17 protein-coding genes, 1 tRNA gene and 1 pseudogene are annotated in these 24,916 nt (G+C 51.4%); 11 read left to right on the plus strand and 8 right to left on the minus strand.

From position 1 onward, the window contains the following. Nucleotides 1–226: 226 nt before the first annotated feature. Nucleotides 227–298 (minus strand) — tRNA-Arg (locus IPN95_15535). A 226-nt stretch (nt 299–524) separates the two neighbouring features. Here IPN95_15535 and IPN95_15540 point away from each other — a divergent pair. Together IPN95_15540 and IPN95_15545 are read left to right on the plus strand one after the other, a co-directional pair. Continuing rightward, complete coding sequence (locus tag IPN95_15540) at nt 525–1,910, plus strand: hypothetical protein (GenBank protein MBK9450785.1); 1,386 nt, start codon at nt 525–527, stop codon at nt 1,908–1,910. Nucleotides 1,911–2,019: 109 nt separating this feature from the next. Continuing rightward, the gene (locus IPN95_15545; protein MBK9450786.1) at nt 2,020–4,089 is read left to right on the plus strand and encodes an ankyrin repeat domain-containing protein; all 2,070 of its coding nucleotides are present in this window, start codon (nt 2,020–2,022) and stop codon (nt 4,087–4,089) included. Here IPN95_15545 and IPN95_15550 read toward each other — a convergent pair. From IPN95_15550 to IPN95_15575, 6 genes are all read right to left on the minus strand, one after another. Continuing rightward, nucleotides 4,086–4,634 (minus strand): hypothetical protein, encoded by a 549-nt coding sequence (locus IPN95_15550; GenBank protein ID MBK9450787.1) that lies wholly within the window; start codon nt 4,632–4,634, stop codon nt 4,086–4,088. The genes IPN95_15545 and IPN95_15550 overlap by 4 nt on opposite strands. Nucleotides 4,635–4,652: 18 nt before the next feature. Beyond that, the gene (locus IPN95_15555; GenBank protein MBK9450788.1) at nt 4,653–5,915 is read right to left on the minus strand and encodes a T9SS type A sorting domain-containing protein; all 1,263 of its coding nucleotides are present in this window, start codon (nt 5,913–5,915) and stop codon (nt 4,653–4,655) included. Between the two features lie 448 nt (nt 5,916–6,363). Next, the gene (locus IPN95_15560; protein ID MBK9450789.1) at nt 6,364–8,352 is read right to left on the minus strand and encodes an FAD-dependent oxidoreductase; all 1,989 of its coding nucleotides are present in this window, start codon (nt 8,350–8,352) and stop codon (nt 6,364–6,366) included. 1,349 nt (nt 8,353–9,701) lie between these two features. After that, nucleotides 9,702–10,439, minus strand: coding sequence for a hypothetical protein (locus IPN95_15565; GenBank protein ID MBK9450790.1), 738 nt, complete (start codon nt 10,437–10,439; stop codon nt 9,702–9,704). 553 nt (nt 10,440–10,992) lie between these two features. Continuing rightward, nucleotides 10,993–11,817 carry an IS3 family transposase gene (locus IPN95_15570; protein MBK9450791.1) on the minus strand — a complete coding sequence of 275 codons (825 nt, stop codon included), beginning with the start codon at nt 11,815–11,817 and terminating at the stop codon, nt 10,993–10,995. Between the two features lie 129 nt (nt 11,818–11,946). Continuing rightward, nucleotides 11,947–12,207, minus strand: a complete 261-nt coding sequence (locus IPN95_15575) for a gliding motility-associated C-terminal domain-containing protein (protein ID MBK9450792.1) — start codon at nt 12,205–12,207, stop codon at nt 11,947–11,949. Nucleotides 12,208–12,241: 34 nt separating this feature from the next. On the opposite strand from IPN95_15575, the gene IPN95_15580 reads away from it, so the two are divergent. Beyond that, the gene (locus IPN95_15580) at nt 12,242–12,529 is read left to right on the plus strand and encodes a hypothetical protein (GenBank protein MBK9450793.1); all 288 of its coding nucleotides are present in this window, start codon (nt 12,242–12,244) and stop codon (nt 12,527–12,529) included. Nucleotides 12,530–12,801: 272 nt separating this feature from the next. Here IPN95_15580 and IPN95_15585 read toward each other — a convergent pair whose 3' ends face one another. Further along, nucleotides 12,802–14,280, minus strand: a complete 1,479-nt coding sequence (locus IPN95_15585; GenBank protein ID MBK9450794.1) for a T9SS type A sorting domain-containing protein — start codon at nt 14,278–14,280, stop codon at nt 12,802–12,804. An 85-nt stretch (nt 14,281–14,365) separates the two neighbouring features. On the opposite strand from IPN95_15585, the gene IPN95_15590 reads away from it, so the two are divergent. The 8 genes and pseudogenes from IPN95_15590 to IPN95_15625 all read left to right on the plus strand — a co-directional run bounded on the left by IPN95_15590 (nt 14,366) and on the right by IPN95_15625 (nt 24,862). After that, nucleotides 14,366–14,938: a helix-turn-helix transcriptional regulator gene (locus IPN95_15590; GenBank protein ID MBK9450795.1), complete on the plus strand. Its 573-nt coding sequence runs from the start codon at nt 14,366–14,368 to the stop codon at nt 14,936–14,938. A 172-nt stretch (nt 14,939–15,110) separates the two neighbouring features. Beyond that, complete coding sequence (locus IPN95_15595) at nt 15,111–15,323, plus strand: heavy metal transport/detoxification protein (protein MBK9450796.1); 213 nt, start codon at nt 15,111–15,113, stop codon at nt 15,321–15,323. An 83-nt stretch (nt 15,324–15,406) separates the two neighbouring features. Continuing rightward, the gene (locus tag IPN95_15600) at nt 15,407–16,627 is read left to right on the plus strand and encodes a TolC family protein (protein ID MBK9450797.1); all 1,221 of its coding nucleotides are present in this window, start codon (nt 15,407–15,409) and stop codon (nt 16,625–16,627) included. Continuing rightward, on the plus strand, nt 16,612–18,324 hold the full coding sequence (locus tag IPN95_15605) for an efflux RND transporter periplasmic adaptor subunit (GenBank protein ID MBK9450798.1): 1,713 nt from the start codon (nt 16,612–16,614) through the stop codon (nt 18,322–18,324). The genes IPN95_15600 and IPN95_15605 overlap by 16 nt, the downstream gene beginning before the upstream one ends. Nucleotides 18,325–18,414: 90 nt before the next feature. Beyond that, entirely contained in the window at nt 18,415–19,434 is a 1,020-nt protein-coding gene (locus IPN95_15610; GenBank protein MBK9450799.1) for a hypothetical protein, read from the plus strand. A gap of 101 nt (nt 19,435–19,535) precedes the next feature. Then, a pseudogene (locus IPN95_15615) lies at nt 19,536–22,732 on the plus strand (efflux RND transporter permease subunit). Then, on the plus strand, nt 22,722–22,973 hold the full coding sequence (locus IPN95_15620) for a hypothetical protein (GenBank protein ID MBK9450800.1): 252 nt from the start codon (nt 22,722–22,724) through the stop codon (nt 22,971–22,973). Before IPN95_15615 ends, IPN95_15620 begins: the two are co-directional and overlap by 11 nt. Nucleotides 22,974–22,999: 26 nt before the next feature. After that, on the plus strand, nt 23,000–24,862 hold the full coding sequence (locus IPN95_15625; GenBank protein ID MBK9450801.1) for a T9SS type A sorting domain-containing protein: 1,863 nt from the start codon (nt 23,000–23,002) through the stop codon (nt 24,860–24,862). Nucleotides 24,863–24,916 lie beyond the last annotated feature (54 nt).

Consider the following 24,916-nt stretch of genomic DNA (forward strand, 5'->3'; position numbering starts at 1 on the left):
CCCGAAACCGCGAATATTGGTCATTCTCAAGAATTGAACTTCTCAGCCCAATGAAAACAGCATTTAAGATTACCCGCACAACATTGACGCATATTCGCCCTCCACGGGGCAATGAAATGAAGCTGCATGCCTGCTAGGACCTGCAAGGAACAAGGCTTTGAGGGCAAGCAGCGCATGATGATGGACATCCAAAATTGAAAAAGTCGGCCACTGCCGACTTTTTTTGTAGCCCCGCCAAGGATCGAACTTGGATCTGGTATTTAGGAAACACCTGTTCTATCCATTGAACTACAGGGCCATTTTGGATAGTGGCTGCAAATTTGCACACATTTCGGCCTACTGCCAAACCATTCAGTGGGAAATTTTGGCTGTTGCGGGGGTGGTTGCGGCAGTTGCGGAGGCACGCAGGCCTTGCAAGAAGCTGAGGCTCGGCGGACAAACCTACTGAAAGTCAAGCCACTTCATGACACAGATCACAAACATCCCACTTTTTTCTTCCGAATTTTGATCAAAGAACCATTTGTATGAGAAAGATCTACATTTTGTTGCTTGTTGTTGCGACCTGCTTCGGCTCGACATTTGGTCAGGCTGTACCCAACCCCAGTTTTGAGCTATGGGACGTCGATACGACTGAGATTCCCGCTACATGGTTCAATTCCAATCTGTATGCTCAAATGTTTTTTGGCGCTCCGAATGTGACCAAAAGCACTGACGCACATGGTGGCCAATATGCCATCCGCCTGGAAACCTTTGCCAACGCCAACGATTCACTGTTTGCATACATCGCAAATTGCCCAGGCGATCCCAATTCGGGGGAAGGTGGCGTACCCTACAATCAACAACCCACAGCAATGACTGGCTGGGTAAAGTATGATTTGGTACCGGGAGACACTTCGATCATCATCGTGCTTTTCAAAAGCGGAGGAATTGTGCTCTCAACGGACTATTACTGGTTTACAGGGACTGCGAATACCTATACCTCCTTTCAAATGCCGCTGACCCTGAGTGCAATGCCAGATTCGGTAATCATTGCTGTCGGATCGAGCCTCGCAGATGGTCCAGGCCTTGCGGACGGAAGCTGGATCTTGCTGGACGACCTTGCATTTGACTCGCCCAATCCGATCCCGAATGGCGATTTTGAAACTTGGAGCACCTCCGTTCGCACGGAGCCGATCGGTTGGAGTTCGCCTGATATGTATGGCGATACTGCAGAAGTGGTGACCCGCACGACGGATGCCATTACGGGTCAGTTTGCGGCAAGCATTGAAACCCAAGCCATCTTTGGCGGGCAAGATACCATGGGATACATGACCTCGGGGGTCTTCAGCGGCGGCAATCAGGCTGGCGGACAGCCCTACAGCCTGACGACGGATACGCTCTGCGGCTATTACAAGTACAATGGCGTTGGATCTGACAGCGCCATCATCGGGGCCGTTTTCTTCCAAGGCGGGATTCTGACCAATGTCGCTGCGATCGTGCTCAATGATCAGGCATCCTACACCTATTTTGAGATTCCCTTCCAATTGCCCTCCGCTCCAGACACCGTGAGGATCGACCTGTGGTCCTCGCATCCGAACGGAAATCCGCAGCCGGGCAGCGTTTTGATCGTCGATTCGCTCCGGTTCAAATCAGATCCGCTGGCAGGGCTACCCAATCCGGCGCAAAGCATGCAATGGACTGCATTCCCCAATCCGGCAAGCGATGTGCTGTGGATCGAGGCGGTCGCTGAGCACGCGGAGACTTGCACATTGCAAGCATTTTCCATCACCGGCCAGAAGATCCGGGAGCAGGAAATGCAGGTTGGTCCGGGCTTGAACCGTATTCCCATGGACATTCAAAGTTTGCCGACAGGCCTGTATGTGATCCGGATCAAAGGGTTTGCATCGGCCATCAAGGTGCTGGTCGAATAAAAGAATAAGTTGAAGAAGTTGGCCAAAAGGCGCGGTCGCAAGGTTGCGCCTTTTTGGCATTGGGAAAGAGGGCTGGAAAAACGCTTCGAATTTCGTCTAAATTTGCAGCATGAATCTTTGGATCACCCGCCTACTGATACTGATTGCCCTTTTGTCGACCGAAGTTTCGCTGGTAGCCCAGGACTCGATTCAGGCGCGTTTGATGCTGGCCATCGAGCAATTTGACTTGCGCACCACCAAGGAATGCGTCAAAAAGGGGGCGGACGTGAACATGACCGTGGTTGCCACAAGCCCCAACTACATGTTTTTCATCAGCCGGCGGCTTTACCTTGAGGGATTGGCCAAAACCCGTCCCGGCGAGGTGGTTTATGTCGGTCCGATCCATGCCAATGCCGACCATGCCGACATCAAAATCCTGCAGTTTTTACGGCAAAAAAAGGCCAATATCGATGCAGGTGACAGCGACGGCAAGACGCCGCTGATGTATGCGCTTCGCAACCGCGGTGGCGAGGAATATGCACTCTACCTTCTCAAAAAGGGAGCCAATTACCGCGCCATGGACGTCGCTGGCAATACTGTGATGCATTATGCTGCCTACGGCGGCAACATTGAAGGCATCCGCATGACCGCAGGTGGCGGTATCGACATCAATGCCCGCAACCTCGAGGGCATCGCCCCCATCCACGCGGCAGCCGTGTTTTCAGATGTGACCGTTCTCCAGGAAATCGTCGGACTTGGTGGAGACATCCATGCCGTGGACAACATCGGCATGAATGCCTTGCATTACGCAGCGGCATTCGGGAACCGCGACAAGCTCGAATGGATCCTTGCGCAAGCCCCCGAACTCAATGTCGCCGCCAACAATGACTATACGCCACTGGATATCGCGCGTTTGTCTGAAAATCAAGAGGGCACCATCTACCTCCAACGCAAGGGTGGCAAATATTCCGTTTACCGCCATCAAGAAATGGTGAATGCGATCCAAACGCGTCAGCACGACGCCTTGCGCTTGGTACTTACGGACGGCGCGGACCCCAATCGCAAGGTGGATGAATGGCCGCTGCTGATCGCGGTCATGGCTGGCGATCATACCTCCACCGAGCTCCTGCTTGCTGCCGGCGCAGACATCGCACGCGTGAGCAAGGGCGGAAAAGGCCCTTTGGATATTGCACTGGAGAATGGCAATCCCGGAATTGCACTTTCGCTCCTGAAAAAAGGCGCAAAACCTCAAACCAAACATTTGATGGCCTGCCTCGATCAATTGGCGGGAAAACCCTGGGAACCTGCCACTTGGATTGACCTGGCAAAGGTCATTGCAGTTGCCCTTCCCAACGTGGACAGTGCGGGCGGTGCGATGGAAATTCCTGCCTTGCATTATGCCGCCTACCTCGGTCAAGAGGAAATGGTCGAAACCCTGCTCAAAGCTGGGGCCGATGTCAATTCCCGCGATGTGCAGGGCTGGACGGCGCTTCACTGGACAGCCATGAAGCGCGACCTCTTGCGCCTGCATTTGGAAAAACTGCGGATTGCTGAAAAACTCCTGCTTGCAGGTGCGGAAATCAACACAAAAGCCAAGGCAGCTAAAAAACTGCCGCATGTCGGCGCCTACCTTGCCAAACGTGTTCCTGCCAACGCCACGCCGCTCGACGTGCTCGCCTACGCACCTCCAAAGGATGCCGACTTGACCGAATTGTTCACCGAAAAAGGTGGTATCTCGGGCATTACGGCGGTTGATGCTTGTAAGAATGGCATCGTGCTGCTCGAAGCGAAGGAAATGCAAGCGGCACAGCTTGACTTCGGCAAGGCCATCGTGCTCGATCCCAAGATGTTTGAGGCCTACCTCGGACGGGCACGTTGCCTCAGCATGCAAAGTTTGTATGCCGAGGCGGAACGCGACCTAAACTTTGCCATCCAATTGAATCGACAGTATGCGGAGGCCTATCTCTACCGTGCCAAAACCCGCATCGAATTGGAAAAATTCAGTGAGGCCAACGCCGACGCCACCTTGGCCCTGGAAATGGGACACCCGGACCATGGCCAATGCCTTTATTGGATGGGCAAGGCCAAATTGCGGCTGGACAAGCGCGACGAAGCCTGCGCCGAATTTTACGAATCCGCCAAATTGGGCTACGCAGAAGGCATCACAGCCGTCAAACTGTATTGCCGAAAGGGAAATTAGCCGTTGCGCGGCTTGCGGCAGGGCTTGTTTTCCCGGACCTGCACGAGGTCATTGCCATTGACCAATGCTTTTGTTTCCTGCACAAAAGCTGCACGTTGCAAGGGTTTCAAGGTCGCCAAATCGTAGCAATAATCGACCTCGCCTTCACGGCCCCAACCTACCTTTTCAGCAACAAGTTTGACTTTGTTACGGGTTTCAAATCCGGCAACAAACTTCTCAAACTTCTCTTTTGCCTTGTAGTCGGTTCCGGCACCAATGCTGATGAAGGAGACGGTCAAACGTGTGGCGGTCACGATCGGATCCGGATTCACCTTTTTACCGTTGTCGGAGGTTGTCGCGTTGGGATCGGAGGCCACAACGGCAGGGGAATCGACTGGTACGGGCGGCACATCAGCCACTTCGACGGAATCGATCAGGACCTCCTTGGTCGTGTCAGCGGCAGCCGTTTGGGTGGAATCTGTACCCGCAGTTGTCGTGGTGGAGGTCTTTGTGCAGCCGGCGAATACCGCTGCTGCAAGCATCAGGATCGGGAATAACTTTTTCATTGTAGGAGTTCTGATAAATCAATGCGTGAGGATGACTTTTTTGGATACGAAGTTGCTGCCATTGGAAATGTGCAAGAAATAGATGTCACTTGGCATCCTGCTCAAATCCAATTCGAAGGGAAAAGACTTCACACTTTCTTGACGCAGCACCTCTACGCCCATGGCATTAAAAACGGCGATGGTCGCATTGCGGGGAACAAAATCCTTTGACTGCAGCGTAAAAACGCCTGTACTCGGATTGGGGCTCACAGTGAACCTGTCTGCATTCCAGGCATTGGTCACTGCTGCGATGCCGGTGCAACCTGGCGAGGACAACAATCCCGAACGGTCGCCATTCAAGGCAGCACGCATTCTGTTTTTCTGACCGAAGGTGAACATGTTCATGCAATTGTCATCGACATAATCCATGTAGTTCATGTACATCTCGCCATCGGCACCCGTTCCGCAGGCATTGAAGGCATTGTAAGGAAAGGTGGGGCATCCGTAGTTGGATTCTTCGGCAGGCTCGGTATCCGCCACGAGGTCATCGCCACAGAAGTCATCGCCCCAAATGTGGGAAAGGTTGAGCCAATGCCCGATTTCGTGGGTGCCTGTGCGGCCCAAGTTGGCTGGCGAAGTTGCGGTTCCGATGCTGCCAAATGCTTTGAAGTCAATCACAACACCATCAAAGTCGGGATCGGTTGCGAGTTCTGAAGGGAAGGTGGCATAACCATAAAGGCTGCTTCCGAGGTTGCAGACCCAGATATTGAGGTAATGGGTAGGGTCCCAATTGTCTTTGCCGCCAAGGGAGGTGAACTTCACATCGTCCAGGTTGGGATCAGAAAAAAGGCCATGCGTTGTGCTTGTGCGGGTGATGCCCGTGGTTGCATTGCCACTCGGATCGACTGCTGCGAGGCAAAATTCAATTTGTGAATCGGCAGTATTGGGCCAAAATGCATGACCAACCGGTACGGAGTCTGGATTCAGCAAGCGAAAATCTTCATTCAGGGAGACGATTTGCGTTTGAATCTGGGCATCGGAGATGTTTTGATTGGTGTTGTTGTACACCACGTGCACGACGACGGGGATCGTGATGATCGCCTGTGTCTCTTCTGTATTTCCGTGGGTAGCGATCCAGTTTTGTGTTGCCAATTCGGATTGTTGCTTGCGCTCCAAGGCGGCAGGGTCCTTGATCAGGGTCCGTTGCCAAATGTCCATGGTTGCACATTTGTGTGCTTGGGCATTCACCTGTGTGAAAAGGGTGGACAAGGCGGCGAGGAGGAGTAAATGTTTCAGTTTCATTCCTGTTGATTTGGAGGGTGAATCATGTTTCGACCGCGATTCGGTGAAACGGCTTGGAAGTTATGGAGATTTTGGGGGAAATCAATGGAGCGGGGAGCACGGCGAAGACATTACGAATATCAAAGGCGCCGGATAGAATGCCTTGGTTGCAAGGTAAGACAGCTGTTCACAGGATCCGTTCAACAGGCGGCTCCTTCGGAGCGAACAACGTGACTTTAACGATTTTCACCGGAGGCTATCCCGATTGCTCGCTTGTACTTCCTCTTCAAAGGCACGGCTTCGCGTTCTCGGGACTCATTGATAGGCCTTCGGGCGACATTGAACCGAGAAGTCCAAAATAGCATCACAATAGGCATACCGAGACCTTAGAAAGAAACAGTTGAGGGCGTGCAGGAAATATGACCAATGACAGGTGTGATGCGATTGCCGAGACATTTGAAAATTCCATTCAAAGCATGCCACGGATGACGAAGTCGGCCAGGGCCATGATGGACATCATGGGGTTGATGCCTGCGCTTGTGGGCATGAGGCTGCCGTCGGCGACGTAGAGGCCTTTGAAACCGCGGACTTGTCCGCTAGGGTCGACGGGGTGGCGCGCTGCATCGCTGCCCATCGCGCAGGTGCCCATTTGATGCGCGGTGAACAAGGCAAATTGATTCGCCTTCCAGCCCCAAGTGTGCATGTTGCCCAGCCAAGCCTCCGCCGACATCTTGCTCGTCTTGACCTTGTAGGTGCGCGGCGTGGCATGGGGAAATGTTATTTCATTTGCCCCTGCCGCGCGGTGGATTTCGAAGGCTTTTTTCATCCCCGTCAACATGTGGTTCCGGTCGTAGTCGGCCAATCGGTAATCCACGACAGGAAAACCATCTTTGTCCAACAAAACACGTCCGCCGAATTTATCCCGGGTGAGCACAATAAACGCCGCCATGTGGGAAGCCGTCGCCAAGGTCGACTTGTGGCGACCGGGAGTTTCCCAAGCCAAGGACATTGCCCCGACGCCCGGATGCAAGGGCGGGGTTTCGACCCAGAATCCATAATTGCCATCCATCTGCAAATGCTCCTTGTTCACGGCACTCATCATGACGCCCAACCAAGGGTTCATCGGCGCATCGTAAGTCCCCGTGACGCCGACGGTGGGATGGAAAAAGAGATTCTGCCCGATACCCCCATGTTGGATGCCGCTGCGCATCAGAATCGCGGGTGTGTGAATGCTGCCTGCTGCCAAAACCACACGTTTGGCCTTCACCGTTACATTCACTTGCTTCCCTCCTTCCAAGTTGACTGCGGCTTTTACGCCTTGTGCCTGCCCTTGGGCGGTCATCACGGTTTTGACCTCCGCTCCTACCACAATGCGCGCCCCTTTGTCTGCGGCGCGCTGAATGTAGGTGCTCAATGTCCCGCGTTTGTTGCCCCGGCGGCAGCCCATACCGCAGTATCCGCAGCTGTCGGTGCCCGGATGCAGCGCACAACCCTCGACATTTCGGGCAATCACTTCCACCCGTTCGCCGAGCTTCTCTGACCCTCTCCACAAGGCTTGGTTCTGCGGATTGTGCGGCGAATTTTGGGTATTCACGTGGAAATCGGCGTTGACGCGGTCCATGGACTTGCGGTATTCGTCCTTGGTGGCAAAGGCTAGGCCGTGGTCCTTGGCCCATTCTTCCAAAACATAATCGGGCGTTTCGAAGGCACCCGTCCAGTTGATGGTCGTGCCGCCGCCGAGACAGGATCCTGCGAATATGGTCACGCCGCCATCCTTGGTTTGGAAGGCTCCCTGCTTGTCGTAGGTCTTGCGGATCATCTCGGCTTCGTGTTCGGTAAATTCTTCTCCGCTGAGGAAGGGACCTTTTTCTAGGAGAATCACGTCCAAGCCCGATTCGGCCAATAAGCCTGCTGCCAATCCACCGCCTGCGCCGCTGCCGACGATCACCACATCGCAGGTCAACTCGGTGTCTTGGGTGATTTGCAAGGGCTTGATGCGGGCTTTGGGACCTGCCACGGAACCGAAGGCACCGCTGTATCCATTCGGCCCCCAAGTCGGATTCTGATGGTTTTGATGGCTACCGTAATGCAGAAACATGGTGAGTTTCTTGAGGGTGCCGTAGGCCTTGCGCAGCAGGTTGAAACGGCTTCCCATCCATTTCTTGAGAATTTCCACCCTGCGTTCCAAGGGCATTTCCCTGAATTTTGCCCAGCTGCCGCCAAACCAAAGCCCAGCAATTTTGGAATCCAACAAACCCAGCAACTGCCGGAATTCCTGCTGTTCGGCGGGACTTTGGGCTTCCATGAGGTCGAGAATCTGTTGCGGCACGTTAAAATCTGCCGGTGTTGCGGCCCAATAAGCCTTGTCGCCTCCTTCGGGGGCTTGCAATGCCGGGATCAGGGTTTCACAGGCGGCCTCAAGGGCGGCGCGCTGTGCGGGGGTTACTTCAAAAGCCATCAGGAGCAGAGATTATGGAGCGAATGTAAGGGATTGTCTGAATCAGAATTTACAGGATTCACAGAATTTTCAGGATTGCGCTTTGGATTGAATTATAACGTGTCGAGGCGGCGGCGTCCCGCCGCAACGCCGATGCTGCGGCCAGCCTCTGGCTGGGGAATTCGGGTTTTGGGTTTGGGGCGGAGGAGCTGGCTTTGCCGATTTGGGACCAGAAGCTTAAGCATCTGGCAATTAGCTTCGCTGATCTGAAGATTCATACAATGTTAGTTCCGTGATCGGGTTGGTTCTGAAATTAGCTTCGCTGATCTAAAGATTGAGTCATTGTTGGTTGTATGCATTGTTGTTCGCGCCGAAGGTGCAGTTCCCGAGAATCGGGGCCACGGGCGGAAGCCCGAGGTTGGGTGGCCCCCACGGTTATCTGCTTCTGTGGCGACTGTTTGGGTCGGCGCAAAAGCGGGGTTTGTGGCTTTGCTGCGGAGGGATTATTGGTGGCGGCTTGCCGCCTTTTTTGTGGCCTCTCCCCTGGCCCCTCCCCATCGCTGCGCTTTTGGGGAGGGGTAGGCAGCTGGCTTTTGGAGAGGGGAATTGGTCGGCTTTGCCGTCTGGGAGGCGTCGGCGTCTCGCCGAAACGCCGATGCTGCAGCCAGCCTCTGGCTGGCGAGCTTGAGGAAGCAGTTCAAGGACGAGCGGTTGGCGGTGCCGATTTGGGACGAGGCTTGCCTCGATTGTATGAACAATAGTTTTGGTGGAGAGCGCATGTTTGGCGGGGGATTGGCGGGGATTTGGCGTGCATTGCAGCACTCTTGTAGCAGGGTGGTTGGCGCTTCTAGGCGCTTGGATTGCAATCTGGGATGGCTTGATCGGTGGGTTGCCTAAAGGTCCGCCTGCGGCGGATGACAATTATTGGTGTTGCCTTGGCGTCTGCGACGCTTGGGCGTGGCGTTGGGAAATGGGTATCCTGGCCGAGGGCGGTGGCCCCGGCTATGGGATTTTGGCCTTTGCCTACGGCGATCTAAAGATTCAGGCCTTTTGTGAAAATTGTGGTTTTGGGCTTATTGCTTGCGGAGGGGTGGGGATTCCTTTTTGGGGAATAGCTTGGCTAGGGCGGCTTGGAGGAATTGCTTTGGGTCTTGGTGACGCATTCTGCCGTCGGATAGGGTTTTGGGATTGGGGACAGCGTGATGGGTGGCGTGGCTGGTGGCAGTGTGAGGTTGAGTGTGAGACAGATTCTTCGCTGCGCTCTGAATGACGATAGGCTTCGCGTGGGGCATGAAGCGCTGCGATTCTGACGATGCCGTGTTGGTGATGTTGGATTGTGCGGCGACCAACTGTGCGGATTTCGCGCCATTCTATAAAAATAGCTGTGAGGTGGTTGCGGGTTTCATCGACTGCTGGAATGGGGAGGGTGATGCCTTCTTTGGGGAAAAATCGATGGGGATCCAATCGCTGGGGTCGGACCATTTGGTTTGGATGCTGCTGCTGTTTCTGGTTTTGACGTCTTGGCGTTGCCATTGTTTGAGGATGGCATTGTAGAAGACGTCCTTGATTTCGGTCTGGCGGATGTGCAGGCGGAATTCTAGTCTTGCGTTTCCGTGGACGGGGATGGCATTGGCGGCGTTTTGTAGACCGGTGATTTTTATTGCCGTTGGGTTGTGCTGCGGGCCCATCGGGGTCATGTGGACTTTGGCGGATGGGGCTTCCGGGCCGCTGAGGTCGAGGCCTTTGAGGGCCGGGGCGATGTCGCAAAATTGGAACTTGTCGACGTAGGGCAGCTGTTCGCCGACGATGTGGACTTTGTTTCTATTGGGTGCGCGGCGAATGCGGCTGGTGAGCAGGTTTTGGGGATAGGCCCGGAAAATGGGGCCTAGCGGGTCATCGGGGCCGCTGGCTTGGAGTCCGGCATAGATTTGTCCGGCCATTTTGGCTGCGCCTCCGAATTCCATCCGGTTGTCGTGGTAACGCTGGGTGGCGTTTTTGACCTGGATTCTGTCGGGTGCGAGGTGGACAATGTTTTTGTTGTCCCGGACGCGGAAAATGAGGTTTTGGAGTTTACCGGAGAGCAAGATGGGGCCGTGTGCTTTTGCCAATTTACGTATTGTAGGTGGATTCGATTGTTGAATATACGCAATTTCTGGATCAGAATTTACAGGATTTGCAGAATTTTCTGAATTGGGGATTTGTGGACTAGGGGTTGGCTTTGCCTTTGGGGTGCCGGCAGCTGAAGGCAACCGGAAATTGATCCATTAGCCGTTTTGTGATCGGGTAGGTTTTGAAATTAGCTTCGCTGATCTAAAGATTGAGTCATTGTTGGTTGTGTGCGTTGCTATTCGCGCCGAAGGTGCCGTCTGTGGGTAGCCTCGGGCGGGAGCCCGAGGTTGGGTGGTCCCCACCGTTTTTTCGCTTTGGCGGCGACTGGTTGGGGTCGGCGGCAAAGCGGGGGTTTGCGGCTTTGCTGCGGGGGGGATTTTGCTGGCGGCTTTGCGCCATTTCGTTGGCCTCTCTGAACCGTCCTGAAAAAACCTTACAGGTTTTACAATAATCCTGATTTGGATTTACACTTTGAAAGAACGTCCTGAAATAGCTTTTCAGGTTGAGGTTTCGTCCTGGATTGGGTTGTCTGCTTGGCAATATTAACCAATTTCATTCAAACCTGCCTGGCGGTGTGGAGGGCGGCAGCGCCTCCGCCATGGGAGCTTTGGTTGGTCGCTTTTTCCAATGCTTTTTCAGGACTCCAGAACTAGCGTGGGCTTGTTCCGGGGTCATGTTATCGCAACTGGTATGAGGCCGACGATGGTTGTAGACTTCTACTGCCTTGATCAGCTTTGCCATTGCCTGTTGGTAGTTTTTAAAGGTTGCTCCCATTCCCAGTTGCTCCTTGAATGTCCTGTTGATGCGCTCGGCAATTGCATTTTCGTATGGATTTCCCTTTTCCGCCATACTGATCGCAATGCCTTCGTTTTGAAGTACTTCCACATAATTTGCGCAGCAATATTGGATGCCGCGGTCGGAGTGGTGAATCAATGGCTGCTCAGGATAAGCCCGCTGGCTCAGCGCCATGCGCAAAGCCGCGACTGCGCCCCTGGCCTCCAGGCGGTGGCTCAGGTTGAAGCCCATTACTTTTTTTGAATATGCATCGGTGATAATAGACAAGTACAAGAAGCCGTTTTGGGTTCGGATGTAGGTGATATCGCTGACCCAGACTTGTTCAGGACGATCAATTTTCATGTTTTCAATGAGATTGGACCATTTACGAAAGTGGTGATTGGAATCGGTGGTGTGCACATAGTGCCTCCTGGGGCGAATGAGCATATCGTGCTCAGCCAGTAGATCGAAGAGCCGGTCTCTCCCGATTTGAATGTGGTGTTCTGCGAATGCAGGTCCGAGCATTGTCATCAGCGTCCGCGTGCCAAACCTTCCGTCTCCCCGTTCCTTGTCAACGAGTTCCAGAATGAGTTCAGCCCCCAAATTGCGGTCATCCTGATGCCAACGGTGCTACATCGTCCTGAAAACACCTTACAGGTTTCTACAATAACCCTCGATCCGAATTGAGCAGAATTTACAGAATAATACCTTGTGTTGAATTCTTTGTGCTTCTCACCGCCTTCGAATTGTCAGCCCGCCGCTTTGGACTGCTCGCTTGTCACTTTTTGCTTCTTCCAAGACCCACCAATAGACGCCGTAGGGGAGGGTGCTGCCGTCGAAGTTTGGATGGAGACCGTCCATTTGGAGGACTGTGCCGCCGGCGCCGTTGAAAAGATGGATTACAAAGGCGGCGGGGTCGGTGTTGGGTAACCATGTGATTTGCGAGGCGTCGTTTTTGTTGTCGCTGTTGTGCGCGAAACCTTCCTTGGACAAATACCAATTGGGCTAGAGGCGAGGTGCGATTCTTTTGGCTCTAGGTCAGCTTGTTTTGAAGCCGAGTGCATTCAGCATCAACGGCACCAAGAGCGACCATTATCCTTACTTAATCCTGATCACCAAAAGCGGCACCGTGATCCTGCTTGAAACCAAAGACGAGCACCTCAGCAACCCCGAAAATCAAAGCAAATGCCACTTGGGCAACAAATGGCAAGAGCTTGCCGGGGACAAGTTCAAGTACTTCATGGTGTTTGAGCGGAATCCAATTGATGGGGCTTGGACGGTGGATGCCGTGAAGCGGATGGTGGGGATGTTGTGAGGGGGGTGGAGTTGGCGCCCTCAAGACGGTATCACTTCAAAAAGTTCTTCATCTCAAAGCGGTATCGAAGAATTTACCGATCGAATTCCTCATTCTGCTTAGCACTGTCTTGCTTGGGGCTATGCATCCTAGGCATCAATTGGTCGTTGACCACCATGTCACAGGCCTTTGATTCAATTTGGCCATGACTTAATCCTTCCTTTGTCTTCCGCGCGCTGGCGAAAATGGTATTTAGCCTAAATCTAATTGCGGGGATTGGGTGGAGGAAATTGTTATCTCGGAAGCACTACCAATTTGTTGCATTGGGAGCTATGCGGCGATAAAAGTTGAACGAGATAAACGCCAGGAACCCAAGTATCGGTTTGAAATTCAATGTCTGCGGAGGATTCCATCAACTGCCTCGCATAGATGACCTTGCCTGAAAGTGTGGTTACGCGCAAGGTCAAGTCAGGGAGATACCATGAAGTCGGGATCGACAACTTGACAGCGCCGTGGGTCGGGTTGGGGGAGATTGCAAACGATTCTTGTATAGGTGTAGTAATACCTACAAGTGGGGTAAAGGTACCTTTGCGGTATTTGGCTTTCCCCGTTGCATCGTCTTGCCAAACCACATGAATTTGCCCATCGGCGACCGCGACATCGACATTCACTACAGCTGACATGCCACTTCCTACAACAACAGAATCGTAGGTTGCTGGGAAACCATCTTGGATGTTGTTTGTGAAAAGGATGGGGATTTGTACATTCATGTTGAAGTTTTGCCGCCAAACGATGGCTACTGCTGGGCCATCGCTTGCGATGCGTGGAAAATTTTGGGAGGTCACGCCGCTTTGCATCCCAATGATAGGACCACCGATTGCGCCTGTTGCAGCAGAAAGTGAGGCTTTGCTCCAATAAACCAAGGCGCTTCCGCTTTCTTGGCTCATGAAAACAGAATGCAGGGTGTCTTCTAAAATCACCGCATCTGGCCCCGAAGAAGGACAATTCATCAGCATCCAATTCCCTTGGTCGATGGGCATACCTTGTGTAAAACTGCTACCGCCGTTGGTGGAGATGCCCGTCCAAGTATCGCGTACATTGTTGAGATTGTCGCGATAAGACACGCATACATTGTTTCCATCGGCGACAATGGAGCCTGGACAACAATCACAAACGGTGCCACCTGACCAACCGCTAGCAAGGTAATCGGGATTAAAGGATGCTCCGCCATCGGTAGATTTGGCCACTACCCATCGGGCATTGCCAAAGCCTGGATCAAACTTCATATAGGCAATCAATGGATTTCCCTGCGAATCTAGGTCTAGGGTTGGAAAGCGAGACATACTGTCGGCGATGGCATCCACTTGTACGGGGTTGCCAAAGGTCATGCCGCCATCCAATGAACGCAAAATGAACACATGATTGGTATCAATCGCTTCTGGGGTACGTTTCACAACAACAAAAACTGTATCGCCTTGGGCTGCAATGTGAGGCCCCATCCAGGATTGGGTTGCGATGGCGTAACCACTTGGATTCACCTTCATGGGCATGGTAAAAACACTTCCATTCCATCTGGCAATGAAGACAGACTCATCGGAGGACCGCCCCCAGATAACGAGAGGATTTCCATCGCCATCAACAGCAATGCGCGGATGCTGATTGTCGTATGTGTTTTGGGCGATATCCATAGGAGCCGACCACGTAACGCTGGCTTGGGAAAACAAAGAAATCGTAGCGAATAGCAAGGTTGCAAAAGTGAGCATTCGTACCATTGGGAGTTGCAATTTTCTAATTACCTTTTGTACCTAATGAATCAATAGAGTCTCAAGGTACGAAATTTGACTTAAAACACGCGCTATGGCGACGCTCTACATCAAAAACATGGTTTGCAACCGCTGCATAGCTGCGGTGAACAGTTTGATGATTGACTTGGGGTATGTGAATTTCCAAATGGGAATGGGTTGGGTGACTTTGAAGGAAGAGGAATTGCAGCCCGTCCAGAAGCAAGCGTTGATGGAAAGTTTGGAGCCGTTGGGTTTTGAGTTGATCGACGACCGCAAGAGCCGCATCATCACAGCGATCAAAAACCTCATCATTCAAAGGATACAGCATGAAAACCTAGATCAGCAGCGTTTCAATTGGTCAGAAATCATCGCCGAAGCCCTTCATTACGAATATAAATATTTAAGTACGCTGTTTTCTTCAGTGGAAGGTGTGACCATCGAGCATTACATCATTCTTCAAAAGGTTGAAAAAGCCAAGGATTTGATCGTCGATGATGAAATGAGCCTCAGCGAAATCGCAGATCGGTTGGGATACAGCACTGTGGCGCATTTGAGCAACCAATTCAAGAAAATCACAGGAATGCCACCCGGCAAGTTCCGAGAATTGGGGCTGGAACGCGGCAAACCACTGGATTTGGTGGAGTGAAGTGCCCAATTTGGCGAATCTTGCACAACAAATCGAAAATTCTGCAAAGTAGATACGATCCATGCAGTCCAATTTTGCATCATGGATGCATTGTCTGTTTTAGCACCCAAAAATGTGGCCTTCCTGACCAAAGGGATGACCGATATGTACTACATCAACTACTTTTATCAATATGAAATTCAAGACCAATATTAAATGTGATGGCTGCATCGCCACTGTGACACCCATCCTTGATCAAGCAGTCGGTGCAGGAAATTGGAGCGTGGATTTGAGTAGCCCTTGGCGGCTATTGACAATTTCGCAAATCGAAATTTCTCCCGAAGTCATCAAGACCGGGTTGGCAACGGTGGGCTATCAGGCAGATGAAATCAAGGGGCAGGAATAAGGGAATTGGCCTCTAAGTGTCGTATTTATATAATTATGACCGCTTCTCCTTGTAATCGATGGCTCAACCTACATTTGCAGGTAATGGTAAGAATTGCAAAATATGTGATCGCAGCGCACCTATCTTTAAGGTGGCTGGCTGTTGAAGGTGAAGGGAACCTACCACCCAAGCTGCTTGATGGGACTGCCTTGCCACTTTCAGCAATCGTGGACAGCGGCCTCAGTCATAGTCCAGCCCTCCAAGCTGCTGCATTGGAAATAAAGCGACAACAAGACTTGGTGTCATCGGCTGTGAATCTTCCCAATCCTCAAGTCCTGCTTCAAAACACCAATGGCCTTTTTTTCTCATTGGGAGTGCAGCAAAACTTGGATTTCCCCACGGTGTACGCCGCGCAAAAGAAACTGCAGAAAGAAACTGTAACACTTGCAGAGAAATCGCAAGCGGTGGAAATTCAAGACCAAAAGTACCTGCTTCATGTCTATTACATGGAATTGCAATACCGTTTCCTGCTATGGCGCTGGTATGAGTCGCAAGACAGCCTGTTTTCGTTGCTTGCCGACCAAGCACAACGACAATTCACTGCAGGAGAAGTGGATTTCTTGCAGTCTTCCTACGCCAAGGCAGAGGCGGCACAGCGTAATGCTGCATTAATTCAAGCCAAAGGTGAATACTTGGGGATGCTTCACAAAATCCAAAGGCTCACTGGAATCACGAACGATTTCATACCTACGCTTAATGCGTATCACGGTAATCGAAAAATGACCGATCCATCACATCTGTCGGTTGGGAACAATCCCACGCTGGGCCATCTACGGCAGGGCGTTGCTGTAAGTTCGCAAGCATGGCGGTTGGAGAGGAATCGCGCCCTCCCTAGCCTGACAGTGGGCTATATGAACAATGGAGTACGCGAAACGACATTTGGAAACCGAATATATGGTGGAATTGGCATTCCGCTCTGGTTTTGGCAATACAAGGGACGGGTTGCAGCCGCGAAAAAAGAGATTTCGGCAAGTGAATATCAGCTAGAAGCCAAGCAACTGCAATTGAATGCCGATTTGGAGCAAGCCTTGTCGCAAAACCAAGCCCTTACCGATGGACTGAGTGCTTATGAGATGAATGCCTTGCCAAATGCGGATGAACTCAAAAGTGCAGCCAATCGCATGTTTCTCGCTGGACTAGGCACTTATGCCGAGTATTTGCGCACGCTCAACGATGTCGCAAACATTGAGTTGGCCTATTGGGAGACTTGGAAAAATTATCAATTGAACAGTATCTATCTCCAATATCTATGCGGAACACTCTGAATTTTTGGATGTGCACCTTCATGCTCACAGCTTGGATCGCCTTGTCGTTTGCAGTGGTCTATGCTCATGGTGGCGAGGATCACGGCGAAAAGAAACCAACGTCCACAGTCATCCAAGTAGGTTATTATTCCGCCGAGGCCATTTCCGACAAATATGAGGTGTTGATAAAATACGGCTCACTGGAACCAGGCAAAGCGGCTGAATTGACCTTGTTTCTTTCCGATGCCAATTCGAATTTGCCAATCTCAGGAGCGCAACTCAAATGCAGCAATCCTGATGATGCAGCTCAGACATTTTTGTTGACTCCAACAGACAGTGGAATCTACGCCATCCATACCCAATTCAGCAACGGCAGCAAACCCGCCAAAATTCAGATCACCATCGATGGAGCATTGGGGGCAGATTTGATAGAAGTCTCGGAAATCGCCTTTGGCGAGGTGAAGCATCCCGTCGCAGTGGAGGAAAATGCCCCTTCGTGGCTACAATTGAAAAGCATTCTGGCCATTGTTTTGGCCTTGATCTTGGGTTTGGTCGTGGGAATGCTGATCAAGCGCAAGCCCAAAGTAGTGAGGATTGCCACAATTGTCTTGCTGTTAATCATATTCAGTGGCAAACCATTTACCAATGATACAATGGCGCACGGTGGTGAAGATCACAGCAAGGTCGAAGAAACGCATGAAACCACATCTTATTCCAATGAATTTGTCGCACTCAAAGAAACCCAATTCCTCTTTGAAATCGAAACCGCAAAAGTGAATCAAAGTGCTTTGAACAGTTCCTTGGAACTGGTTGGAACCATCGTTCCTACCGCTTCTGGTGCCGCAGTGGTTCAATCGCCACAGTCAGGCATTTTGAAAAGCCTCAACATAACTGTGGGACAAGACGTGCATCAAGGCCAATTGCTTGCGATGGTAGAGCAAACTGTCGATGCCAATACCCAAGTGGGATGGATTACGCAACGCAATGGTTTAGAAGCCGAAGTAGAAGCTGCCAAAAAGAATCTTGACAGGCTGAATTCCATCAAAGACATTGTAGCGGCCAAAGACATTGACGAAGCCCAAAGACGCTACGACACGGCGACGAGCAACCTTGAAGCCTTCCTAAAACTGCTCAGCAAGACAGGTGGCAATAGATTGACATCGCTTTACGCACCGATAGACGGCAAAGTGGAGCTGTTCAATTTCTCTATTGGCTCCACCGTGAATGCAGGACAAGACATTTTCCAGATCACCAATCTTGCCAATGTTTATGTCGAGGCCCAAGTGTATCAAGCCAACTTTGATGCTGTGAAATCGGGCAGCAGCTTTCTGGCAACGACCACAGGTGAATCCCCAAAATCCATCCCTGCAAAATTGGTGACGATGGGGCAGCGCGTCGACGCAAGCAACCAATCACAAAAGGCACTTTTTGAGGTGGACAATGCCCAAGGCATATTCCGGCTGGGTGAATATGTCTCCCTCAACGTAATGCAGGAAGCGGAAGGAACCATTATTGCCATTCCCAATACTGCCTTGGTAGAGTTGAACGGCAAACCCGCAGTCTTCACCAAGTCGTCAGCCGAGCGATTTATGATTCGCTACTTGGAAATTGGAGAAGCGGGTAGTCTGTCCACAATCGTATTGGCTGGAACCGCGTCTGGCGAGAAAGTCGTGACAAGTGGTGCCTATCAACTTAAAATGATGTATCTGAATCAATGAATAATGGAAAATGAATAATGAATAATGGACAAAACTCTCTGTTGCGAAGAACTCATTCTCGATTCTGAATTCTCAATTGAAATAAATATTATGAAAAAGTTTCTCATTCTCTTTACTGGACTTTGCCTATTGGCACTCGTCGGTTGCAATGGCGGCAAGGGTGGCAACGGCAGCGACCAAGATAGCGCCAAGGTGGACTCAAGCCAAGCCCATGCGGACATGGCCCATGATTATACCTGCCCCATGCACCCCAATCAGCACAGCAAAGGTCCAGGCAAATGTCCCGAATGCGGTATGGATATGGTACATACAGACGGAATGAAGATGGAAACGTATTCCATGAAGCATACGACCGTCCCAGCTACGATTGAAGCTGGAAAGCCATTTACCCTTTCCCTCACGCCAAGCATCGTCGGCAAGGAAGGCGAAGCTGTCGCATTGGAGTTGCACCATGAAAAGAAAATCCACCTCATCATGGTGAGCAGCGACTTGTCTTGGTTTGCCCATGAGCATCCTGAATACCAAGCGAGCGGGAGCTATGACCTTTCACAAACCCTGCCTTCAGGTGGCGAGTACTTCCTCTATGCCGACTACATGCCTACAGGCGGAAGCTCCCAATTGGAGAAAATCCAGCTCAATGTCACAGGCAAACCTGCAACCGCCAAGGTGTACAGCAAAGCTCAATTGAGTTCCAAAGTGGGTAGCTACGAAGTGAAGCTGTCCACCGAAGATGGTAAATTCATCAGCGGAGCCACGCAGCATATTTCAGCGACGGTGAGTAAAGGCGGTAAGGCGGTCGATCCCAATTCACTGGAGGACTATCTTGGTGCGAAAGCGCATGTGGTGGTGATCGGGTTGGGAGACAAAGACTATTTGCATGTGCATCCCAATATCGAAGGCATGGCCTTTGACTTGCATGCTTCGTTTGCCAAGGCTGGCATCTACCGTGGTTGGTTTCAATTTCAGGCGGATGGCAAAGTACAAGTCGCTGATTTTGTATTCGATGTGGCACAGGGCGCTGCATCAGACGGCGATGGCCACGACCATGAACACAGCGATGGTCATGCAGAGCATGAACACGGTGAAGATGGGCATGAGCATTCCCATTGATTGAATTGTATTGCATTGTGTTGTAGAGATGCGATGATTCGCGTCTTTACAACACAATGAGATAGGAAATAATACATCGATTCTGTCCTCTTCATAGAATTATGCTCAATCGACTGATACAGTTTTCCCTGCACAACCGCATGTTTGTCGTTGCCACGGCGGCCTTGTTGTTGGTATATGGAGTCTATACATTCCTGCAACTGCCAGTCGATGTATTGCCCGACCTCAATCGGCCGCAAGTCACGATTTTCTTGGAGGCTAATGGGATGGCGCCCGAGGAAATCGAGACACAAGTCACGACCCCCGTCGAGGTTGCGCTCAACGGTGCCCCCGCGTGGAGCGTGTGCGTAGTGCATCTTCCATTGGGATCGGGTTGGTTTTTGTAGAATTTGACTGGGAAACAGACGTTTTCAAGGCGCGACAATTGGTGGCTGAGAAGCTGCAAACCGTCCAATTCCCCGGAGGAATTACACCCGTAATGGGGCCTGTGAGCAGCATTATGGGGCAGATCATGATGATTGGTGTTTCGGGCGACACGACCTCCCCAATGGAATTGCGCAGCCTTGCAGATTTTACCATTCGCAGACGGCTCATGAGCATCAAGGGCGTATCGCAGGTGATTCCCATCGGTGGCGAGCGCAAGCAATTTCAAGTCCTGATTTCAACGGCGCGTCTGAAACAATTTGGGCTATCGCTCAATGCCGTGGATGAAGCACTCCGACTCACCAATGGCAATACGACGGGTGGCTTTGTGAATCGCAATGGAAGCGAAGTTTTGATTCGCAATATCGGACGGGCAGAGAATCTTGAAGACTTAAAAGCTACGGTAATCCGCAACCAACAAGGGCTTTCCGTCTTGCTGAGCGATGTTGCAGAGGTAAAGCTTGGCGGTGCAGTCAAGCGGGGAGATGCCAGCATCAATGGCAGACCATCGGTAATTTTGACGGTGGAAAAGCAGCCTGGCGCATCCACTGTGGAGCTTACGGATGCCGTGGAGAATGCCGTCGCTGAATTGCAGACTTCCCTCCCAGCCGATGTAAAACTCAACACCAAGATTTTCCAGCAAAAGAGCTTCATTGTCAATGCCCTCACCAATGTTGAGGAAGCATTGCGTGACGGCTTTGTTCTGGTTGTGATTATCCTGTTGCTCTTCCTTGCCAATTTCCGCACGACCATTATTACGCTCACTGCCATCCCCTTATCGCTTGTAATCACAGCCCTCATTTTCAAGGCATTTGGCATTTCCATCAATACCTTGACGTTGGGTGGATTGGCCATCGCCATTGGAGAATTGGTGGATGATGCGATTGTGGATGTGGAAAATGTCTATCGGCGTCTCAGGGAAAATCGCCTCAAGGAACAGCCATTGCCCACGATGCAAGTGATTTATGAAGCGAGTAGTGAGGTGCGCAATTCCATTGTTTATGCGACGATCATTGTGGTCTTGGTATTTTTGCCGCTCTTTTATTTGCAGGGAATCGAAGGCAAGATATTTGCGCCACTCGGCATTGCTTACATCACATCCATCTTGGCCTCGTTGGCGGTTTCGCTTACAGTCACTCCCGCACTTTGCAGCTATCTATTAGGTTCGGAAAAAAAAACCACGGACAAGATTGCAATTTGGCCCAGGATCAAGCGTTTGTTCACCAAAAAGAAACTTTCAGAGGAAGCCAAATCTGGATCTGAACCGCACCACGACACACGTTTCGTAAGATGGCTCAAGCGCCAAGACCGTAAGCTGCTTCATTGGTCATTGGACAATCCAATTCCGATTATTGTAGTGGCCATTGTGCTGATTTTGGGCAGCATATCCATTGTACCATTTTTCGGGACGGAATTTTTGCCACCGTTCAACGAGGGTTCGTTCACAATCAATCTGTCCACTGCCCCAGGCACGTCCTTGGAAGAAAGCAATCGCATCGGGACAGCGGCTGAAAGGCTAATCTTGCGCGTCCCCGAAGTGCAATTTGTGAGCCGTCGCACGGGGCGGGCCGAATTGGATGAACATGTGGAGCCTGTGAGCAATTCGGAGATCGAGGTGGAAATCAAGGAAGATACAGAGCGAGATCGGGCGGCTATTTTGACGGATATTCGAGATCAACTTGCGCTGCTCAAAGGCGTCTCAGTCAATATCGGGCAACCCATTTCACACCGCCTAGATCACTTGCTCTCAGGTGTGCGGGCGCAAGTGGCGATCAAAATATTTGGAAACGACCTTGCAGAGTTGCGGCAAGATGCGCTCAAGGCACAGACCATCCTCCAAACCATCCCTGGCGTGGTCGATGCGCAGGTGGAGAAACAGGTTTTGGTGCCACAGTTGCAAATCAAGATTGACCGCTTAGCCCTCCAGCGCTACGGCCTTCAAGCTGGAAAGGTGGCCGAAGACCTCGAAATCTTTTACAATGGCAAGGTCGAGGGGCAAATATTTGAGGGCCAGCAAGCCTATGATGTCTTGCTGCGCAGCACGGACGAAGGCCGCACCAACCTTGCCGCCATTCGCAACACTATGGTGGATCTACCAGATGGTTCGCAAGTTCCACTGCATCAAATTGCGGCGATTACTTACAACCCTGCCCAAAACAGCATCTACCACGAAAACACTCAACGACGTATCGTAATCAGTTGCAACGTACAGGGCCGTGACCTCGGCAGCACCGTCAAAGAAATCCAAGAACGGCTTGGAAAGGAATTGAACTTGCCCAAAGGCTATTACATCAACTACGGTGGCCAATTTGAAAGCCAACAATCAGCTTCGCGTCTTATTCTGATTCTCAGCATTTTTTCTCTATTGGGAATCTTTGTCGTGCTGTATGCCCACTTCAAATCGGGCCGCATCGTCGCGCAGGTGATGCTCAACATTCCGCTCGCTTTGATCGGGAGCGTGATCGCAGTAGTACTAACGGGAGGCACATTTTCCATCGCCACTTTGGTAGGCTTTGTGACCCTCACGGGCATCGCCTCTCGCAATGGAATCATGATGATCTCGCATTACATTCACCTGATCCAGCACGAAGGCGAGGTTTTTGGGAAGGAAATGATCATCCGAGGTTCGGTGGAAAGATTGGTTCCCGTGATGATGACCGCCATGGTGGCTGGTCTCGCTCTGATACCGTTGACTTTGGATGCAACGGCTCCTGGCAAGGAGATTCTCTATCCCGTGGCGACCGTAATATTGGGTGGATTGGTTTCATCGACCTTGCTGGATATTGTCGTGACGCCGGTTGTGTTTTGGGTTTTTGGGAGAAAGGCGATGCAGAGGGTTATGGTACAGTCTTCATTGCAGTCGGATGAAAGCTGAGGTAGCGGGACGGAGGGGTTCGCAAAATTGTTTTCTCTCCCGTTCGCTCGGATATGTTTTTGAAATCGGATCGAATATGCTTCAAAAATTAATGAAAATTACGCTTGTCTGCAAATTGTTGCTTCTCTCGGTTGTGGGCGCTCAGGCGCAGAGGTTATCTGAGCCATGCTATTTTGACCATTATCAACAAGAGAATGAGGCAGCATACAACGTGCCGAAAGCATCATCACCACCTCGCTGAAAAATTTGGGGCTCGCTGCGCGCTCGATGCATGGGACCAAAACCATACCTGTCGTGGTGCATATCATCCACAACGGTGGCACAGAAAACATCTCTGATGCCCAGGTGTTGGGGCAAATTGAGGTGCTGAATGAGGATTTTCGCAAGCTCGCAGGCACCAATGGCGATGGGTATGGTGTCGATACAGAGGTCGAATTTTGCTTAGCAAAAATTTCTCCCGATGGGAATTGCACAGATGGAATCGTGCGGGTACAGTCCATACTCACCAACCACTTGACCTATCAGCGTGCCCAATTGAAACAACTCAGCTACTGGGACAATACCAGGTATCTCAATATGTATGTGGTCAAAAGCATCAACGGTGGCAGCGGTATTGCTGGCTATTCCTCGTTTCCAGGTGGGCCGCCCGATGAAGATGGCATCGTGGTAAGGCATAACTATTTTGGGAAATCGGGAACGTCCGCTACGGGCACCAATGGCCGTACGACCACACATGAGATCGGCCATTGGTTTGGATTGTACCATACATTCAACAATGGCTGCGGAACAGATACCTGTACAGATGGCGACTACGTATGCGATACGCCACCAGTTGCCAATCCCAATTTTGGATGCCCGACCATCAATAGCTGCTCCAATGACCTGCCTGACGTGAATGATCAGATCGCAAATTACTGTGACTACTCCGACGATGCCTGCAAAAACATGTTTACCGCAGGGCAAAAGGACCGGGTGCATGCCACGCTTGCCAGCTTGCGCTCGGTGATTTGGAGCGACTCCAACCTTGTAAGCGCGGGCTGTGACTCCAACTACGTTGCGCCTAGCACATGTCCACCAATTGCCGATTTCACCACATTCCAAACTTCGATCTGCGTGGGCAGCAGCATTACCTATTATAGCCGGTCGCTTAACAATCCCGACTCACTCTCTTGGGCCTTCCCAGGCGGAACGCCCTCGACATCGACGTCAAACAACCCCTCCGTCACTTATACTTCGATTGGCACATATTCCGTTTCCTTGATTGTATCTAATGTACTCGGAATCGACACGCTTGAGTTTGTGAATTATGTGACTGTGCTTACGCCGCAAGTGGGATTGATCACCTCTTGGGCGCATGGCTTTGAAAATTCCAACTTCCCGAGCAATGGATTGATGATTGACAATCCGGACAATGGTATCACGTGGGAACGCACGACCGATGCAGCCATAGAAGGAGTCGCATCTGCCAGGATTCAAAACCTCATCAATACCAACTATGGCCAATCAGACGCCCTGCTGCTCCCCCGCATGGATTTCACGACATTGCTCACGCCGATCAAACTTGCATTTAAGTGGGCCTATGCACGCAGCGACCCCAACTATAGCGACGAGCTCATCGTGCTCGTATCCAGCAATTGCGGCACGACTTGGACCCAAAAGTTTTACCGGACAGGTGGCGGCTTGGTGAGTGCTCCCACGCAGACGACCTTGTTCATCCCCAATAATACCCAATGGAGGTCTGCACTGATCGACCTCAGCACCTATGCCCCGAGCGATCATGTGGACATCAAGATCGTCAATGTAACCGATGGCGGCAATGCGCTCTATATCGATAGCATCGATTTGAGCGGGTCATTGCCAGTAAATTTGGACGCGGCCAGTATCGAAGCACAACTTGTGCTCTATCCAAATCCCGCGTCGCAGACGCTCCAAGTAAGATTGGACACCCCGAGTCCAGAACCAATCAAGGAGCTTGTGATATTGAATGTACTTGGGGCTGAAATGGTAAGGCTACAAGACATCGATCAAGGGACAGTGTCGATTCCCGTAGCCACATTGGCTCCGGGTGTCTATTTCGTAAGTGTGTGCACAGCCGATCGATCTCTTCGGCGACGGTTTGTGAAGAATTAGGAATCGGGGTTTGGGAGTTTTATTGCATGGAATATTGAGTTTTCAGAGAACGAT

It is taken from the genome of Bacteroidota bacterium, assembly GCA_016718825.1.
Lineage (GTDB): Bacteria > Bacteroidota > Bacteroidia > J057 > JADKCL01 > JADKCL01.

Excerpts from the sequence above, each read along its gene's own strand:
- IPN95_15595 (MBK9450796.1), top strand. The coding sequence starts at position 15,111 with ATGAAATTCAAGACCAATATTAAATGTGATGGCTGCATCGCCACTGTG.
- IPN95_15545 (MBK9450786.1), top strand. The coding sequence starts at position 2,020 with ATGAATCTTTGGATCACCCGCCTACTGATACTGATTGCCCTTTTGTCG.
- IPN95_15555 (MBK9450788.1), bottom strand. The coding sequence starts at position 5,915 with ATGAAACTGAAACATTTACTCCTCCTCGCCGCCTTGTCCACCCTTTTC.
- IPN95_15620 (MBK9450800.1), top strand. The coding sequence starts at position 22,722 with ATGAAAGCTGAGGTAGCGGGACGGAGGGGTTCGCAAAATTGTTTTCTC.
- IPN95_15540 (MBK9450785.1), top strand. The coding sequence starts at position 525 with ATGAGAAAGATCTACATTTTGTTGCTTGTTGTTGCGACCTGCTTCGGC.
- IPN95_15600 (MBK9450797.1), top strand. The coding sequence starts at position 15,407 with ATGGTAAGAATTGCAAAATATGTGATCGCAGCGCACCTATCTTTAAGG.
- IPN95_15625 (MBK9450801.1), top strand. The coding sequence starts at position 23,000 with ATGCATGGGACCAAAACCATACCTGTCGTGGTGCATATCATCCACAAC.
- IPN95_15610 (MBK9450799.1), top strand. The coding sequence starts at position 18,415 with ATGAAAAAGTTTCTCATTCTCTTTACTGGACTTTGCCTATTGGCACTC.
- IPN95_15605 (MBK9450798.1), top strand. The coding sequence starts at position 16,612 with ATGCGGAACACTCTGAATTTTTGGATGTGCACCTTCATGCTCACAGCT.
- IPN95_15560 (MBK9450789.1), bottom strand. The coding sequence starts at position 8,352 with ATGGCTTTTGAAGTAACCCCCGCACAGCGCGCCGCCCTTGAGGCCGCC.
- IPN95_15550 (MBK9450787.1), bottom strand. The coding sequence starts at position 4,634 with ATGAAAAAGTTATTCCCGATCCTGATGCTTGCAGCAGCGGTATTCGCC.
- IPN95_15590 (MBK9450795.1), top strand. The coding sequence starts at position 14,366 with ATGGCGACGCTCTACATCAAAAACATGGTTTGCAACCGCTGCATAGCT.
- IPN95_15585 (MBK9450794.1), bottom strand. The coding sequence starts at position 14,280 with ATGGTACGAATGCTCACTTTTGCAACCTTGCTATTCGCTACGATTTCT.